General features: G+C 63.4%; 14 protein-coding genes and 1 pseudogene. 10 read left to right on the top strand and 5 right to left on the bottom strand.

All coding sequences use genetic code 11. The features are described from left to right. Positions 1-73: 73 nt before the first annotated feature. Positions 74-784, top strand: coding sequence for an outer-membrane lipoprotein carrier protein LolA (locus QNJ43_RS12095; protein ID WP_300470301.1), 711 nt, complete (start codon positions 74-76; stop codon positions 782-784). A gap of 308 nt (positions 785-1,092) precedes the next feature. Here QNJ43_RS12095 and QNJ43_RS12090 read toward each other — a convergent pair whose 3' ends face one another. Next, positions 1,093-2,313, bottom strand: a complete 1,221-nt coding sequence (locus QNJ43_RS12090; protein ID WP_300470355.1) for an argininosuccinate synthase — start codon at positions 2,311-2,313, stop codon at positions 1,093-1,095. A 277-nt stretch (positions 2,314-2,590) separates the two neighbouring features. Between QNJ43_RS12090 and QNJ43_RS12085 the strand changes: the two genes are divergently transcribed. After that, complete coding sequence (locus QNJ43_RS12085) at positions 2,591-4,129, top strand: glucan biosynthesis protein (RefSeq protein WP_300470299.1); 1,539 nt, start codon at positions 2,591-2,593, stop codon at positions 4,127-4,129. 262 nt (positions 4,130-4,391) lie between these two features. Here QNJ43_RS12085 and QNJ43_RS12080 read toward each other — a convergent pair. Beyond that, positions 4,392-4,828: pseudogene (locus QNJ43_RS12080) on the bottom strand (cupin domain-containing protein). Between the two features lie 94 nt (positions 4,829-4,922). After that, the gene (gene gloB / locus QNJ43_RS12075) at positions 4,923-5,696 is read right to left on the bottom strand and encodes a hydroxyacylglutathione hydrolase (RefSeq protein WP_300470297.1); all 774 of its coding nucleotides are present in this window, start codon (positions 5,694-5,696) and stop codon (positions 4,923-4,925) included. A gap of 462 nt (positions 5,697-6,158) precedes the next feature. Here gloB and QNJ43_RS12070 point away from each other — a divergent pair, with 462 nt between their 5' ends. After that, complete coding sequence (locus QNJ43_RS12070; protein WP_300470294.1) at positions 6,159-6,947, top strand: class I SAM-dependent methyltransferase; 789 nt, start codon at positions 6,159-6,161, stop codon at positions 6,945-6,947. Positions 6,948-7,246: 299 nt separating this feature from the next. Here QNJ43_RS12070 and metW read toward each other — a convergent pair whose 3' ends face one another. Both metW and QNJ43_RS12060 read right to left on the bottom strand, forming a co-directional pair. After that, positions 7,247-7,867 (bottom strand): methionine biosynthesis protein MetW, encoded by a 621-nt coding sequence (gene metW / locus QNJ43_RS12065; protein ID WP_300470292.1) that lies wholly within the window; start codon positions 7,865-7,867, stop codon positions 7,247-7,249. After that, the gene (locus QNJ43_RS12060; RefSeq protein ID WP_300470289.1) at positions 7,867-9,084 is read right to left on the bottom strand and encodes a homoserine O-acetyltransferase; all 1,218 of its coding nucleotides are present in this window, start codon (positions 9,082-9,084) and stop codon (positions 7,867-7,869) included. The genes metW and QNJ43_RS12060 overlap by 1 nt, the downstream gene beginning before the upstream one ends. Before the next feature lie 329 nt (positions 9,085-9,413). On the opposite strand from QNJ43_RS12060, the gene QNJ43_RS12055 reads away from it, so the two are divergent. From QNJ43_RS12055 to QNJ43_RS12025, 7 genes are all read left to right on the top strand, one after another. Beyond that, the gene (locus QNJ43_RS12055) at positions 9,414-10,292 is read left to right on the top strand and encodes a chorismate mutase (RefSeq protein WP_300470287.1); all 879 of its coding nucleotides are present in this window, start codon (positions 9,414-9,416) and stop codon (positions 10,290-10,292) included. Between the two features lie 87 nt (positions 10,293-10,379). Then, positions 10,380-11,504 (top strand): histidinol-phosphate transaminase, encoded by a 1,125-nt coding sequence (locus tag QNJ43_RS12050; RefSeq protein WP_300470284.1) that lies wholly within the window; start codon positions 10,380-10,382, stop codon positions 11,502-11,504. A gap of 338 nt (positions 11,505-11,842) precedes the next feature. After that, the gene (locus QNJ43_RS12045) at positions 11,843-12,769 is read left to right on the top strand and encodes a prephenate/arogenate dehydrogenase family protein (RefSeq protein ID WP_300470282.1); all 927 of its coding nucleotides are present in this window, start codon (positions 11,843-11,845) and stop codon (positions 12,767-12,769) included. Between the two features lie 407 nt (positions 12,770-13,176). Continuing rightward, complete coding sequence (locus QNJ43_RS12040; RefSeq protein WP_300470353.1) at positions 13,177-13,680, top strand: isochorismatase family protein; 504 nt, start codon at positions 13,177-13,179, stop codon at positions 13,678-13,680. A gap of 257 nt (positions 13,681-13,937) precedes the next feature. Continuing rightward, positions 13,938-14,210: a hypothetical protein gene (locus tag QNJ43_RS12035; RefSeq protein WP_300470280.1), complete on the top strand. Its 273-nt coding sequence runs from the start codon at positions 13,938-13,940 to the stop codon at positions 14,208-14,210. Continuing rightward, a complete protein-coding gene (locus QNJ43_RS12030; RefSeq protein ID WP_300470278.1) occupies positions 14,198-14,518 on the top strand; it encodes an AbrB family transcriptional regulator in 321 nt (106 codons plus the stop codon). The genes QNJ43_RS12035 and QNJ43_RS12030 overlap by 13 nt, the downstream gene beginning before the upstream one ends. Next, a complete protein-coding gene (locus QNJ43_RS12025; RefSeq protein ID WP_300470276.1) occupies positions 14,436-15,797 on the top strand; it encodes an AbrB family transcriptional regulator in 1,362 nt (453 codons plus the stop codon). The genes QNJ43_RS12030 and QNJ43_RS12025 overlap by 83 nt, the downstream gene beginning before the upstream one ends. Positions 15,798-16,186: the final 389 nt, after the last annotated feature.

Here is a 16,186-nt window from a genome sequence, read left to right as displayed (position 1 = left end):
AGATTCGCCACAGGCCGTTGCTAGCGGCCTTGAATGTGCGTCCTGAAGATCGACGCAGATGGAGAGAACATTCATGACATCGTGGGCATTCCGGTCACCACGGACCCAACCCAAGCAGACGAAGCCGGGGCATTTCACGCGCAGATCGGGCCTGGCCTTCCTGGCGGGAGCGGTTGCGTTCGCGCTGTTGGGAATGCCCGGCGCGCCGACGACCGAGGCCAAGACGCAGCTAACCGACAAGCAGCAGACCACGCTTGCCAAGATCAACGACTACTTCAATTCCATCTACACCATGGAAGGCGATTTCGTTGAGTTTGGTCCCAACGGCGAGCGCGCGGAAGGTCAGTTCTATCTCTCGCGACCGGGCAAGATCCGCTTCCACTACCAGCCGCCGGCCCGCATCGACATCATCGCCGACGGCCAGTCGATCTCGGTGAAGGACTGCAAGCTGCAGACCCAGGATATCTGGCCGCTGTCGAAGACGCCGCTGCGCTTCCTGCTGTCCAACAAGATCGACCTGACGAGCGATGCCAACGTGACCAGCGTGTCCGTGGAACCGGATCTCGTCACCGTGATCATCACCGAGGACGGCACCTTCGTTCAGGGCAAGCTGACGCTGATCTTCGATGCGCAGACCCAGGAACTGAAGCAGTGGACCGTCACCGACGAACAGGGGCTCGACACCTCCGTCGCCATCTACAACGTCAAGGACGACGTGGCGCTGAACAACAAGATGTTCGTCATCGACTATCTGGCCAATACGCGGCAGAAGAGCGGGCGCTAGGCTTTATCTCAATGAACGGAAAAGGTGGCGCTTGCGCGCCGCTCGTTGCGCTGGATTCCGAGTCTGGCCATGCCGCTTTGCGGCAGATCGGCCCGGAATGACGCGCAAGTGGAGAGCTGTAAGTACACGCCTGATGTTGAGTGTGTTGCGCCCACATCGGCACCAGCGTCTGGTTTCAGCTCAGCCCACCCTCCTCATTCCGGACAAGTGAGGCAAAGCCGCTCCATTCCCCTTCCTCCCCTTCCCTTCAAACAAAAAAGGGTGACCTTTCGACCGCCCTTTCCAAATCTCGACACGTGATCCGTGCGTTACTTGATCCGGTCGCGTTTGGCAAGCGTGCGCAGGCGCAGGGCGTTCAGCTTGATTAAGCCTGCGGCGTCCTTCTGGTCGTAGGCGCCCTGGTCGTCCTCGAAGGTCACCAGTTCCTCCGAATAGAGCGAATACGGCGAAGCGCGGCCGACGACGATCACGTTGCCCTTGTAGAGCTTCAGCTTGACCGTGCCCGTCACCTTCTGCTGGCTCAGATCAATGGCGGCCTGCAGCATCTCGCGCTCCGGCGAGAACCAGAAGCCGTTGTAGATCAGCTCGGCGTAGCGCGGCATCAGCTCGTCCTTCAGGTGGCCGGCGCCGCGATCGAGCGTGATCGATTCCATCGCGCGGTGCGCCTGCAGAAGGATCGTGCCGCCCGGGGTCTCGTAGACGCCGCGGCTCTTCATGCCGACGAAGCGGTTTTCCACCAGATCTATACGGCCGATGCCGTTGTCGCGGCCGTAGTCGTTGAGCTTGGCGAAGAGCGTCGCAGCCGACATCTTCTCGCCGTTCAGCGAAACCGCGTCGCCCTTCTCGAAGCCGATCTCGATCTCGGTCGCCTCGTCGGGCGCCTCCATCGGAGAGACGGTGCACTGGTAGACGTAGGCGGGCGGCTCCTCGGCCGGGTCTTCCAGAACCTTACCCTCGGAAGAGGAGTGCAGCATGTTGGCGTCGACGGAGAACGGCGCCTCGCCGCGCTTATCGTGCGGAACCGGGATCTGGTACTTCTCGGCGAATTCGATCAGATCGGAGCGCGATTTGAAGGTCCAGTCGCGCCACGGGGCGATGACCTTGATGTCCGGGTCGAGCGCATAGGCCGACAGCTCGAAGCGCACCTGGTCGTTGCCCTTGCCGGTGGCGCCGTGGGCGATCGCATCGGCGCCGGTCTCGTGCGCGATCTCGATCAGCCGCTTGGAGATCAGCGGACGGGCGATGGAGGTGCCGAGCAGGTAGACGCCTTCGTAAAGGGCATTGGCGCGGAACATCGGGAAGACGAAATCGGAGATGAACTCCTCACGCCGGTCGTCGATGTAGATTTCCTTGATGCCGAGCATCTCGGCCTTGGCTCGTGCCGGCTCCAGCTCTTCGCCCTGTCCGAGGTTCGCGGTGAAGGTCACCACCTCGCAGCCGTATTCGGTCTGAAGCCATTTCAGGATGATGGAAGTATCGAGCCCGCCGGAATAGGCCAGCACAACCTTCTTGATGTCGCCATGCGCCATGAAGTTCGTCCGATCTGATGAGGGCGCTGTGTCCGCCCCAGACTTGAGAAAATCGGCCGCACTGTAGCCGAGCGTGGCGATGGTGCAAGAGGGTGATGTCATGCGGCAAAAAACGCCGCGGCCGGAACCAAGTCCCTCCCCGTACGTTTGGAGGGATCAGGAGCGGGCCAGAAAGTGCTATCGGTAACGAAGTACGCAGCTTCGCCTTGCTGCGGCCATGATGGCCCGGTTCCTATGCCGCCGTTCCCTTTCCGCGAACAGGACAGAAACCCTTTTCATGCTTCGCATTCTCTCCGGCCTTGCCTTTTTCATCGCCGCCGCGGCGGCCCCTGTCGCTTACGCTCAAACGAGCGAACCAGCGCCGAAACTCGGCACGCTCCAGCCTTTCGATTTCAACACGGTGATCGAGCGTGCCCGCGCTCTGGCTGCCCAGCCCTACATGGCAGAACCGGTGCGCACCGCCGATACCCTAGAAAAGATCGACTACGACGCCCACTGGAAGATCAAGTTCGGGCCGTCGGAAACGATCACCATCGGCAAGGATGCGCCTATCCAGTTCTTTCACATGGGGCGCTATTTCAAGGATCCGGTGCGTATGTATTCCGTCAAGGACGGCAAGGCACGCGAGATTCTCTATTCACCGGACGCCTTCGAGATGCCCGACGACAGCCCGGCAAAGACGCTGCCTCACGATATCGGCTTTGCCGGTCTCCGCGTGATGCGCGCCGACCTCAAGACCGACTGGATTTCCTACCTGGGCGCCAGCTATTTCCGCACCGACGGCCAGTCGCGCCAGTACGGATTGTCGGCCCGCGGGCTCGAGATCGATACCGGGCTTTCCACGCCGGAGGAATTCCCCCGCTTTTCCGATTTCTGGCTCGCTCCGCCCGAACATGAGGGCCAGACGCTGATCATCTATGCGCTGATGCGCTCTCCCTCGGTGACCGGCGCCTACAAGATGGCGCTCACAAACAAGGACGGCAAAGGCCAGATCATCGACGTCGACAGCCGCCTGTTCTTCCGCAAGGCGGTGGAGCGTCTCGGCGTCGGGCCGCTGACCTCGATGTACTGGTATTTGGAGACGAACCGTTCCACCGCGCTCGACTGGCGCCCGGAGGTGCATGACACGGACAGTCTCGCGATCCTGTCGGGCACGGGCGAGCACATCTGGCACCCGCTCAACAATCCCGACACGGTGCGCACCTCCACCTTCGCCGCTCCGGACGTCAAGGGCTTCGGCCTCGCCCAGCGCGACCACAAGTTCGAGGACTACCAGGACGACGGCATCTTCTACAACAAGTGTCCCTCGGTCTGGATCGAACCGCGCAAGCCCTTCGGCCCCGGCTCGGTGCAGCTTGTGGAGATACCCACCGACGACGAGATCTTCGACAATATCGTCGCCTACTGGACGCCGAAGGTTCAGCCCAAGGCGGGCGATGAACGCAATTTCTCCTATCGCATGACCTGGGCCGACCATCATCCGATCCCGGACACGAATTCGCAGGTGGTCGCCACCCGCGTCGGCCAGGGCGGAGTTCCCAGCCAGCCGCGCCCCAAGGACCAGATCAAGGTGGTCATCGATTTCGAAGGCCCGGCGCTGAAAGGCCTGACGCAGCAGTCCGGCGTGAAGCCGGTGGTGAAGCTTTCGAAGGACAAGGCGACCAATCCCTACGCCCTGCCCGTGGTGGGCACCGACCGCTGGCGGCTCATCTTCGACGCCAAGACGTCCTCGGACGGCCCCGTGGAGGCACGCGTCTATCTTAAGCGCGGCTACTACGTCCTGAGCGAGACGTGGCTCGGCCAGCTTTACGCATAATCTGGTGGAGCAGAAATAGGGCGAAGAACCAAGGGAGGCGCTGACGCGCCGCTGATTTCCGGATTCCGGATCAGCGCTCGGTCGGCGCCTCACTTGTCCGCAATGAGGGAGTTTGGCGTTGGCGTGTGGTTCCCCTCCCCGCGCGCCTTATTCCGGGCTGTCTGCCGCAAGGCGGCACGGCCAGCCCCGAAATCCAGCGCAACAAGCTGCGGCGGAGCCGCTCCGCTTGCCCTTCCTTACCCTTCCAGCGACAGCCCGCGCCTCAGCCCGACTCCCAGCCTTCCATGGCCATTTCGAAGCCGGAGAACTCGAAGCCCGGCGCCACGGTGCTCCCCGCCAACGTCCAACTTCCCAGCGACTCCGCCGATTGCCAGACGCCCTCCGGCACCACGGCCTGCGGTTGCTTGGCCGGTCAGGATGTTGGGGTCGAGGATGATGTCCTGCTTGCCCTCGCCGTTCGACAGCGTCAGCGGCGCTCCGGCGTAGTGGTGCCAGATCTCCACCGCACCCACCCTGTGCCAGGCGGAGACGACGCCCGCAGGCAGCAGGAAATAAATAGATTGCGGTGGAGCGCGCCCGGCCACCCGCTTTGGCCTGATCGCGGAAGGTTTCGCGGAAATAACCGCCTTCGGGATGCGGCGTCAGGCGGAGGCGTTTGACCACCTCCTCCGCACTCAATCCCAGATACGGTTCGAGCATCTGCGTCTTACCTCCGTTGCGCACGAATGCGGGCCTTACCGGGCACCGCAGCACTTAAGTGGAAGCGGGAGAGAGACACTCCCGCAAGATCGCCTCAGAAGCTGTCTTTCCTGCGACGCACTTCCGCAAAAACCTCGGCCGCTGGAGCGCCGACCAGTCCAACGGTTTCGCGAATGCCTGCATCTTCGACGCGCAGGAAGGGGTTCGTCTGCAACTCCAGTGCCATGGTGGTGGGCAGGGTCGGCTTGTCGGCAGCGCGCAGCCTCTCCACTTCCACCAACCGATCGGCGAGTGCGGAATTGGCGGGATCGACGCTCACCGCAAAACGCGCATTGGCGAACGTATATTCGTGTCCGCAATAGATCCGGGTCTCCGGCGGAAGCTGGTTCATCAGCTTCTGCATCGAGGACCACATTATCGCGGGCGAGCTTTCGAACAGGCGCCCGCAGCCCATGGCAAAAAGCGTGTCGCCGGTGAAGGCCACGCCGCCTTCGGGGATCCAGTAGGAAATCTGGTCGAGCGTATGGCCGGGCGTTGCGATGCAACGGATTTCATAGTCGCCGAAGCTCACCGTGGCGCCGTCATCGACGCTTTCGTCGATGTCACCGATCTGGGCAGCCGACTTCACCGGCCCGATCACCTGCGCGCCGGTCTTGTCCTTGAGCGCCTTCAGCCCCTGGACGTGATCGGCATGATGGTGAGTGATGAGGATGTGGCTCAGCGTCCACCCCGCCTTTTCAAGCTCCCCGTCCACCGTTTCGGCATCGGGGACGTCGACTGCCAGGGTCGCTTCGCTTGCGGGGTCGTACACCAACACGCCGAAATTGTCGTTGAGACACATGAACTGGCGGATTTCCAGATCGCTCATGTCCGCTCTCCCTAGTTTGACGCATGACGTATATTAGCCGGGCCCGCCCCGGTATGATGCAGAATCGGCATTATGCAGGAAATAACGACGTCGAACACCCCTGGCGACCTCCCTCTTAACGTTAGGGCGAACCGGGGGCAGGCGCCGCCGTCTACCGGACCAAATGCGCAAAGCACGGAAAAGTTGTCGCACGGGCGACGGAGCGCGCAATCCTGCCCCCGTTCCGCTTCCCGCCTTGCCGCGGTCAGGAGATGATTGCATGTGCGCGCGCAAGCCGTTTCAATCGTCGCCGTCGCGGCCGGGAAGCAGAATCACCTGTCCGGCGCGCGTGATGATCCGGCCGGGGCGCATCCGTCGCGCCGCAACCGGCCCGGACCGTCGAAATCGCCTGGGGGCGACCGGGCTTCGGATGGAACCATCCGGGGAAGGAAACGTTGCCCAACCTCTCGGTTCTGGAGCATCTTGTTCGCGTTCACGGGAACGCGGGAAGCGCTAGCGGGGGATACGATGTATCTCGACGTGCTCGACATGAAGCGGTTCTACGAACAGCGACTGGGGCTGGTCGTGCGCACGCTGGTCGGTCAGCGAATTCATGCGCAGTGGCCGAACCTGTCGGGCATGCGCGTGCTATCGCTGGGCTTCACGACACCGTATCTGAGCCCCTATCTCAACCAGGCCGAACGCGTCATCGCCGCCATGCCCGCACAGCAGGGCGTGATGGTCTGGCCGCCGGAGGGGCCCAACAGGGCCACGCTGGTCGACGAATACAATCTGCCGCTTCCCGATGCCTGCATCGACCGCGCCCTGCTCGTCCACACGCTCGATCAGTCCAACGACTCGCTGGCGGTGCTGCGCGAGGTATGGCGGGTGCTGGCTCCGGGGGGACGGATGCTGGCGGTGGTGCCGAACCGGCGTTCGCTCTGGGCGCAGTTCGAAACATCGCCCTTCGGCTACGGCCGCCCGTTTTCGCGCGGACAGCTTTCCGCCTTCCTGCGCGAGGCCCGCTTCAAGCCGACGGCGGCCGAAGGCGCGCTCTACGTCCCGCCCTTCCGCTCGCACCTGCTGATCCGCTCCGCAAGCGGCTGGGAGCGCGTCGGTCACCGACTCTGGCCGGCCTTTGCCAGCGTTCTGGTGGTGGAGGCGGAAAAGCAGGTCTACCAGACCACCCCGAAGGAACCGGGAAAGGCTGCCACCCGCCTGTTCCGCCCCGTCTTCGTCACCGACGGCCGGCCCGCCGCGCGGTACGGCTGAGACATCGCGGCGCAAAGCTGTGGGGAAGAGCGGAGAGGGAGAAGGAGCGGCCTTGCCGCACTGATTTCTGGATTCCAGATCTGGCCATGCAGCTTCGCCGCAGACCGTCCGGAATGACGAGCAAGGGGCGACTTGTAACCACACGCAACTGTTGTACGCGCAGCATTCGGTGCGAGCGTGTGCTTACAATTCAGCCCGACCTCCCTCATTCCGGACAAGTGAGGCAAAGCCGAGCGCTGATCCGGAATCCAGCGCAAGAAGCGGCGCGAAAGCGCCTCCACCTCCGCTTCCCCGGACAGCTACTCCTTCAGCAGGAACACGGCCTGTTCGCCAAACAAGTTCCACAGCCACCACGGCGCCTGGATGGGGATGCGCTGGCCGATGCCGTTGAGCACCACGGCCTTGTCCACCGTGCAGCCCACTTCCTTCGTCAGGTCCACGAAATCGCGCAACGTACAGAAGTGGATGTTCGGCGTGTTGTACCAGGAATGCGGCAGGTAGTCGGTCACCGGCATGCGGCCCTTGAACATCAGGTGCAGCCGGTTCTGCCAGTAGCCGAAATTCGGAATGGAGACGATCACGTGCTCCCCGATGCGCAGGAGCCGGGTCATCACCTCTTTCGGGTCCCAGGTCGCCTGCAGCGTCTGGCTGAGGACCACGTAGTCGAAAGCGCCGTCGGGATAGGCGGCGAGATCCTCGTTCGCATCGCCCTGGATCACGGAGAGGCCGCGCGCCACGCAGAAGTTCACGCCGATCTGCGAGATCTCGATGCCGCGCGCATCGGCTCCCTTCTGAGTCGCCAGAAGCTGCAGCAGCTCGCCGTCGCCGCAGCCGACATCGAGCACCCGCGAATTGAGTTCCACCAGTTCCGCGATCACCTTGTGATCGATACGGATTTCGGTCATGGGAGCATCGGACATCAGACGTGCGCCTCCCAGTCGTCAGCAAGTGCCGGCGGCAGAATACCGCGCACACCCGCAGCTCCCGTCAGGAAGCCGCGTATCATGGTGAAAAGCTCCGGCTCGTTCAGCAGAAACGCATCGTGACCGCGCGGGCTGTCAATCTCCACGAAGGAGACGTTGGCGCCCGCCGCATTCAGAGCATGCACCACCACCCGGCTTTCCGAGGTCGGAAACAACCAGTCGGAATTGACCGAGGCGATGCAGAACCGCGTCTTGGAGCCCTGGAAGGCATGGGCCAGCACCCCGCCGTATTCCGCAGCCAGATCGAAATAGTCCATCGCTCGCGTGACATAGAGATAGGAATTGGCGTCGAAGCGGTCGACGAAGGTCATGCCCTGGTGGCGCAGGTAGCTCTCGATCTGGAAATCGGCGTCGAAACCGAAGGTGACGTGGTCGCGGTTCTGCAGGGAGCGGCCGAATTTGCGGTGCAGCGACTCGTCCGACATGTAGGTGACGTGCGCGGCCATGCGCGCAACCGCCAGCCCCTTGGAGGGACGGACGTCGAATTCCAGATACTTGCCGTTGCACCAGTTGGGGTCGGCCATCACAGCCTGCCGACCGACTTCGTGGAAGGCAATGTTCTGCGAGGAATGGCGCGCGCCGGCGCACAGGACGGCGGTCGAAAACAGCCGGTCCGGATAGCTCGCCACCCATTGCAGCACCTGCATGCCGCCCATGGAGCCGCCGACGACAGCAAACAGCGTGTCGATGTCCAGTTCGTCGACCAGCATGGCCTGCGAACGCACCATGTCGCGGATGGTCACCAGCGGCATGTCGAGTGCGTAGGGCTTGCCGGTCTCCGGATTGGTGGAGGCGGGCCCGGTGGTGCCCATGCAGCCGCCCAGAACGTTGGCGCAGATGACTAAGAAGCGGTCGGTATCGAGTGGTCGACCCGGCCCGACCATCATCGACCACCAGCCCGACTTGCCGGTCAGCGGATTTTTGGAGGCGACGTGCTGGTCCCCCGTCAGCGCGTGACAGACGAGAATGGCGTTGGATTTGTCGGCGTTGAGCGTGCCGTAGGTCTGGTAGGCGATCTGCCAGGGGGCGAGATCGACGCCCGCATCGAGCCTGAGCGGTCGGTCCTTGCCAAAACGTATGACCGGACTCGACGGTTCGTCGGCCTCGCGCAGCCTGGCCGCGGCAGTGAGGTCGTCGCCGTCATGCGATGTCATCGTGGTACAGGACCCCGCGTTACGAAAGGTCAGGCCCGTCCCTTGGGAAGACGTCCCGAAAAAAAAGCGGTCGCTTAGGTAGGATGGGTGGTGCGCGGTGTCAACAAGGATCACCTCCTATGGTCACCCCGGGGACGACGTGGCGCCGATGAGCGTCCTACACTGCCCGCTCGGCGAAGCTTTGCCGTTTTCCTTTTGATTTCGCCGCCCGCCTTGCCTATGAAAGAGCCGTCGATAGGCGCGAGATATCGCAGCCCCGGCCCGACACGCCGCTGGACGGCGGGCCGGACAGACAATCGAAACTCCCGACAATGAAACCGGAACGCCCCATGCCCATCTTCTCGTTCGACGCGCCGACGCTCGCGACAGACCGGCTCGCCGAACTCAGGTCCCACATCGACACGATCGATGAGCAGATGCATGAGTTGCTGATGGAGCGCTCGGGCATCATCGATGCCCTGATCAAGCTCAAGGGCACGCAGACGAACGGTTCGGCCACGCCGTCGGGCGTCGCCTTCCGCCCGTTGCGCGAGGCGGACATGATGCGCCGCCTGGTGGAGCGCCACGCAAGCTCGCTGCCGATCACCACCGTGGAACACATCTGGCGCGAGATCATTTCCACCTTCACGCGCCTTCAGGCCGACTACGTGGTCCATCTGGACGGCGGCGCCGACCCGATCGTCATGCGCGATGCGGCACGGTTCTATTTCGGCTTCACACTCGATCTGGTGGACGAAGACGATCCGGATGCCGTGGTCGCGGCGGTGGCGGATTCCACCACCGATCTCGGCGTGATCGCCCTCAATCGCGCAGCGGACTCGCCGTGGTGGCGGGCGCTCGGCGGTGACGGCCCGCATATCCTGACCCGCTTGCCCTTCCTGCTGGTGCCGGGACGGCCGGCGGATCTTCCCGCCCTGGTGGTCTCGCCCCCGGTCAGCGAGCCGGGCGAGCCGGACATCCGCGTCTTTTCCGCTCAATGGGCGGCAGGTGGACGGCCGGATGCGGCATTGCCGGAGGCCGGGATCGAGATCCTGGCACAACATACCGGCGAGGGCACCGATGCGCTGATCGCGGTGCCCGGAGACATGGATTCCAAGGCCGTCGCAAGCCTTCTGGAAGGAGCGAGCGTTGAATCTGGTCCGCTCCGCGAGGTCGGCGGCTATGCCGCGGCCCTCGATCTCGAAGAGAGCGAAGACGACGATTTCTGACATTGATCCGGCAGATCCGGCTTTTCAGCCCGACTGTCAGGCGACGGGCCGCTTGTTGAGCGGCGCCATCCGGAGCAAGACACCATCATGACGACTGCGGACATCAAGACCGAGCCGGCTTCCCTTCGCCCCACCCCGCGTGCGGGCGTTCTCGACATTGCCCCCTACGTTCCCGGCAAGCACAAAGGCACGAACGGCGGCAAGACCTACAAACTTTCCTCCAACGAGACGCCGCTGGGCCCGAGCCCGATGGCGATCGAGGCCTACCGGTCGGGCGCCGACCACCTGGAGATCTATCCCGACGGTGCGTCGACCGCGCTGCGCGAGGCGATCGGCCGCGTGCATGGCATCAATCCCGACCGCATCATTTGCGGCGCGGGCTCGAACGAGATCCTGAACCTGCTTGCGCGCGCCTATCTCTCCGACAGCGACGAGGCGATCTATCCCGAGCACGGCTTTCTGGTCTATCCGATTGCCATCAGGTCCTGCGGTGCGGTGCCCGTCGTGGCGCCGGAGAAGAACCTGACCGTCGACGTGGACGCCATTCTGGCGGCGGTGACGGACCGCACCCGCATGGTTTTCCTGACCAATCCGGCCAACCCGACCGGCACCTATGTGCCCTTCGACGAGATCCGGCGGCTGCATGCCGGGCTTCCGGGCAACGTGGTTCTGGTGCTCGACGGCGCCTATTCGGAATATGTGCGCCGCAACGACTACGCCGCGGGCATGGAACTGGCCGCGACCTCGAACAACGTCGTGATGACGCGCACCTTCTCCAAGATCTACGGTCTGGCGGCGCTGCGGCTTGGCTGGGGCTTAGGCCCGGAGGCGATCATCGATGCGCTGAACCGCATCTGCGGCCCCTTCAACGTCACTGAATCCGCCATACTGGCGGGCATCGCGGCGGTGGAAGACCAGGCCTACATGGAAGGCGCCGCCGCACATAACGAGACGTGGCTGCCTTGGGTGACCAAGGAAATGGAAGCGCTGGGGCTGACGGTGACGCCGAGCGTTTGCAACTTCGTGCTGATCCATTTCCCCGACGAGGAGGGAAAGCGCGCGGCCGATGCGGATCGCTTCCTGTTGTCACGCGGCTGCGTGCTGCGTCGGGTCGAAAATTACGGCCTGCCGAACGCGCTGCGCATGACCATCGGCACCGAAGAAGCCAACCGCGTCGTCGTAGACGTGCTGAAGGAATTCTTCGGGCGCTGAGCGTCGAAGAAACGAGGCGCGGCTTCGCCGCAGACCGCCCGGAATGAGGGCCAAGGGGAGAGTTGTAAGCACACGCAACTGGTGTGTGAGCGGCATGCGGCGTTGGCGTGTGGTTACAACTCAGCTTCATACTCCCTCATTCCGGACAAGTGAGGCAAAGCCGAACGCTGATCCGGAATCCAGCGCAACAAGCAGGCACTAAAGCGCCTCCCTCATCCCTTCCGTTCACCCTCCCTAGCGTCCGGCACAACTTATCCTAGCCAGATGCCGCCGCAACGTTTAAGGCCCCCCATGCCCGCCGCCGTGCGGGTGTCACATCAACACGAACGAACGGACCCATGACACTGCGTTTCAAACGTCTCACCCTGATCGGTATCGGCCTGATCGGTTCCTCCATCGCGCTTGCGGCTCACCGCAAGGAACTGGCGGAAGAGATCGTCATCTCCACACGCACAGAGGCGACGCTGCAGCGCGCCCGCGAACTGGAACTCGGCGACCGATATTATCTGGATGCGGGCGAAGCCGTGGAAGGCGCGGATCTGGTCATCCTGTGCGTGCCGGTGGGCGCGTGCGAGGCCGTCACCAAATGGATTGCTCCCTCCCTTGCGCCCGGCGCCATCGTCTCCGACGTCGGCTCGGTCAAGGAGGTCGTGATCAATGCGATGCAGCCGCATCTGCCCGACACCGTCCATTTCGTGCCCGCCCACCCCATCGCCGGCACGGAGCATTCCGGCCCCGATGCGGGCTTTGCGGAGCTGTTCGAAAACCGCTGGTGCCTGCTGACGCCCCTTCCGGGCAGCGACGAGCAGGCGGTCGCCCGGATCCACGAGTTCTGGACCGCGCTCGGCTCCAACGTTGAGGAAATGGATGCACATCGTCACGACCGCGTACTCGCCATCACCTCGCACCTGCCACATCTGATCGCTTACAATCTGGTGGGGACCGCCCACGACCTCGAAACGGTGACGCAGAGGGAAGTGATCAAGTTCTCCGCCGGTGGTTTCCGCGATTCCACCCGCCTGGCGGCTTCCGATCCGACCATGTGGCGCGACGTCTTTCTCAACAACAAGGACGCCGTTCTGGAAATGCTGGGCCGCTTTTCCGAAGAGCTTGCCGCTCTTCAGCGTGCGATCCGGTGGGGTGACGGAGAAGCGCTTTACAAGGCGTTCGAACGCACCCGCTATATCCGGCGCAACATCATCGAGGCCGGTCAGGAAACGGCAGAGCCCGATTTCGGCCGCCACGTAAAAGATGCGGGCGAGTAGGCGCACACGCGCAATTTACCGCAAAACAATGCGATCCGGCGGCGGGAAACCGCCGGATCGCCCCCGCCCCTTGGCAGATTCGCGACCTTGACCGCCCCCGATGCGACGCCTAACTACGCAGGCGAGTTCACAATCTCCGTCAGGCTGCGTCGCGTTTTCCTTCCTGTCTCTCCGCCTCCCGTCCTTCGCGGCCATCGTGCCTCCCACGAAGAACGTTGCCTCGCCTTTTCGCGCGGAACTTCCCGCCCACGCCCGGTCGCGTCCGCTCTCGATCACGTCATGCGGACCATCGACAAGCGGGGCGCCAGGGCGGACCTCCGTCATACGACCTGACACGCACTCGAAGACGACCTTCGAAAGGCTCGCGTCACGTCCATCACGACACTCGACAAAAGAACACCGCTCTCATTCTCATTGACCTGCAGAAGGGCATTCTCGCCCTCGACACAGTGCACCCGACCGGTCCCGTGGTGACACTCGCCGATGCCTTCCGCACCCGCGATCTACCGGTGGTGATCGTCACCGTGACCGACCGCGCGTCGGGCCGCACCGATCAGAAGCTCTCTTCCGCCACGCCGCCGGCCGACTGGGCCGAGGTCACGCCCGAACTCAACGTTCAGTCCAGCGACCACAAGGTCAGCAAGAAGACTTGGGGCGCCTTTACCGGCACCGGGCTTGGCGACTATCTCAATGCCATCGGCGTCATCCAGGTGGTGATCGCGGGCATCGCCACCTCCACGGGCGTGGAATCGACCGCACGACAGGCACACGAGGCCGGGCTCAACGTGACGATCGCCACCGACGCCATGACTGACACCAGCCTCGAAGCGCACGAAAACAGCATCACGCGCATCTTTCCGCGTCTGGCGGAAACCAGCACGAGTGCGGAAATCATCGCACAGCTCGTGTAACGAGGCCTCTAAGGTCTCGCTAGGGCAGGTCACAACGGAGGTCTCATCCTTCGCGGCCGCCGCCGGCGCGACCTTCTCAAGATGACGTTATCGTGTTGTTATATTTTAAAAAACATGCAACATGCACGACATCATCTTGAGGGAACCATCAGGCCCATCTCGTAGGATGGGCCCCGCATTCCGTCCCTCCCACGCTGCCACCTACCCCATGACAGTCGGGCGCCACACGGACACCTACCAGAGAAGCCAATACATACATGCTGAATAAACACGGCCAAGGCGATCCGGCGGATGACCTTTCCGCATCCGCTGTGGAGCGGCAACCGGATCCCTCTCCCTCCGGACGGCCCATCAACTGGCTGTGGCTGGCATTGCTGTCGCTTGTCATCATCGCCTTGCTGGAGGCGGTCGGCCTGCCCGCGGCTATGCTGCTGGGCGCCATGCTGGCGGCCATCGTCGTGGCGCTCAGGAATGCGCGGCTCGCCGTTCCCCGCTACCCTATCTGGCGGCGCAGGCCGTGGTCGGACTGATGATCGCCCGCTCGCTGACGCTGCCCGTTTTGCACGAAGTCGCCTCCGACTGGCCGGTCTTTGCGGGCGGTGTGATCTCGGTGATCGTAATCGCGGCGCTGCTCGGCTGGTCGGTTGCCCGGCTCGGCGTTCTGCCCGGCGCCACCGCCATCTGGGGACCCTCTCCCGGGGCAGCGCAGGTGATGACCATCAATATCGGAGGATTTCAATGCCGACATCCGGCTGGTGGCGTTCATACAGTACACGCGCGTCATCATCGTTGCCGGTTGCGCGGCAGCCGTTGCGCGCATCTGGGCGGATCTCGGTGAAAACGCGACCGGCGCGACGCACATGTTCACCGCGCCCGACTGGCCGCAATTCGGACTGACGCCGCTGCTCGTCGTTGCCACGCTCGTCGTGCACCGGTTCGTGCGCCTGCCCTCTCTTTCCTTCGTCTTTCCGATGGTCTTCGGCACGCTCGTGCAGGATGTGGGACTGGTGACCATCGAGCTGCCGCCGCTTCTGCTGACCGCCGCCTATGTCGCGATCGGCTGGGCGATCGGCCTGCGCTTCGACGTGGCGGTGCTCAAGCACGCCGCGCGCGCCACACCACGCATTCTCGTTTCCATCTTCTGTCTCGTCGGCCTTGTGCGGCGGGATAGCAGCAATCCTGGTGGTAACGACCGGGGTGGACCCGCTAACAGCCTATCTCGCCACCAGCCCCAGCGGAGCCGACACCATCGCCATCATCGCAGCCTCCGGGCCGACCAATATCGACGTGCCCTTCATCATGTCGATGCAGATCGCCCGCTTCGTGCTGATCGTGCCGGGCTTCTGGTGGCCATCATAGGAAACGACCTTCTTGCGGATCGGCGACTTGCCGCTATGAGCACCCGGTCCGCTTTCTTCGGCGGACTGCTCGCCACCGGCGCCATCGCACGCACCGCCACCAACATCCGCACCGGCGCCCGCTCGCCCGTCTCCGGCATTCTGCACACGGTGTTCGTACTGGCCTTCATGCTGTTTCTGGCGCCGCTGGCCGATTTCATTCCGCTCGCCTCTCTCGCCGCCATTCTCGTCATCGTCGCGTGGAACATGAGCAAGATCGACAAGATGCGGCAGCTCCTGCGCGCGCCTTTCGACGAACGCATCATCCTGCTGGTCACCCTGGCGCTGACCGTGATCGTCAATCTGACCGCCACCATCGAGGTCGGCGTGGTGATGGCCGCCATGGCCTTCATGCACCGCATGTCGCAAGCGGTCGCGGTCCGGCTCGGCATTCAGGCAATCGAGGAGGAGGTGGACGATTTCGCAAGCCCCCTTCCCACCGACGACCAGCGTTTGGAACTTCCCGGAGGAGTGGAGCTCTTCCAGCTTCGCGGACCATTGTTCTTCGGCGCGGTCTCGCGGCTCGGCGGGGTTCTGGAGCGGGCGGGACCGACACCGCCGATCTTCATCCTACGCATGCGCGAGGTGCGGCTGATCGATTCCAGCGGTGTGGGAGCGCTGGCGCAGTTCGTGGAGCGCTGCGCGGCGCGCGGCGCACGAGGGTGCTCATCTCTGGCATCCAGCAGCAGCCGCATGCGATTCTGGAGCAGATGGGCTTGACCTCCCGGATAGAGTTCGCTGAGAACTTCGCGGCCGCGAAATCCCTCGCCATCGCGTGATACTACGTAGCTTCGCCTGCGTTCCATGTGGGGGGACGAAAACAGGAGCGCGGTTTCCCGCCAATCCGCAGGAACGTGACCCGCATCACGGCTTGCTAAGGCGCGAGAACGTTAACATCATCGCAACCTGACACGGCCTAGCGTCGTTTCATCCGTTTGAGTTGAGTTAGTCGCGTATTTCGGGCCGCCCCTTTCCGATCCGGATCGAGAGCTCGGGCACGAAACGGAGACCTGTGTCTCTTGGGATGAAACATTCGGTACGGTGCGACCTGAGCACAGACGTACATTTCGACCGGATGCCCTTGGCCGGGGAGCGGGTGTGAATTCCTG

It is taken from the genome of Breoghania sp. (genome assembly GCF_030066895.1).
Taxonomy (GTDB): domain Bacteria; phylum Pseudomonadota; class Alphaproteobacteria; order Rhizobiales; family Stappiaceae; genus Breoghania.
The sequence above is the reverse complement of the archived record's forward strand: the minus strand, read 5'-3'. Positions and strand labels throughout refer to the sequence as shown.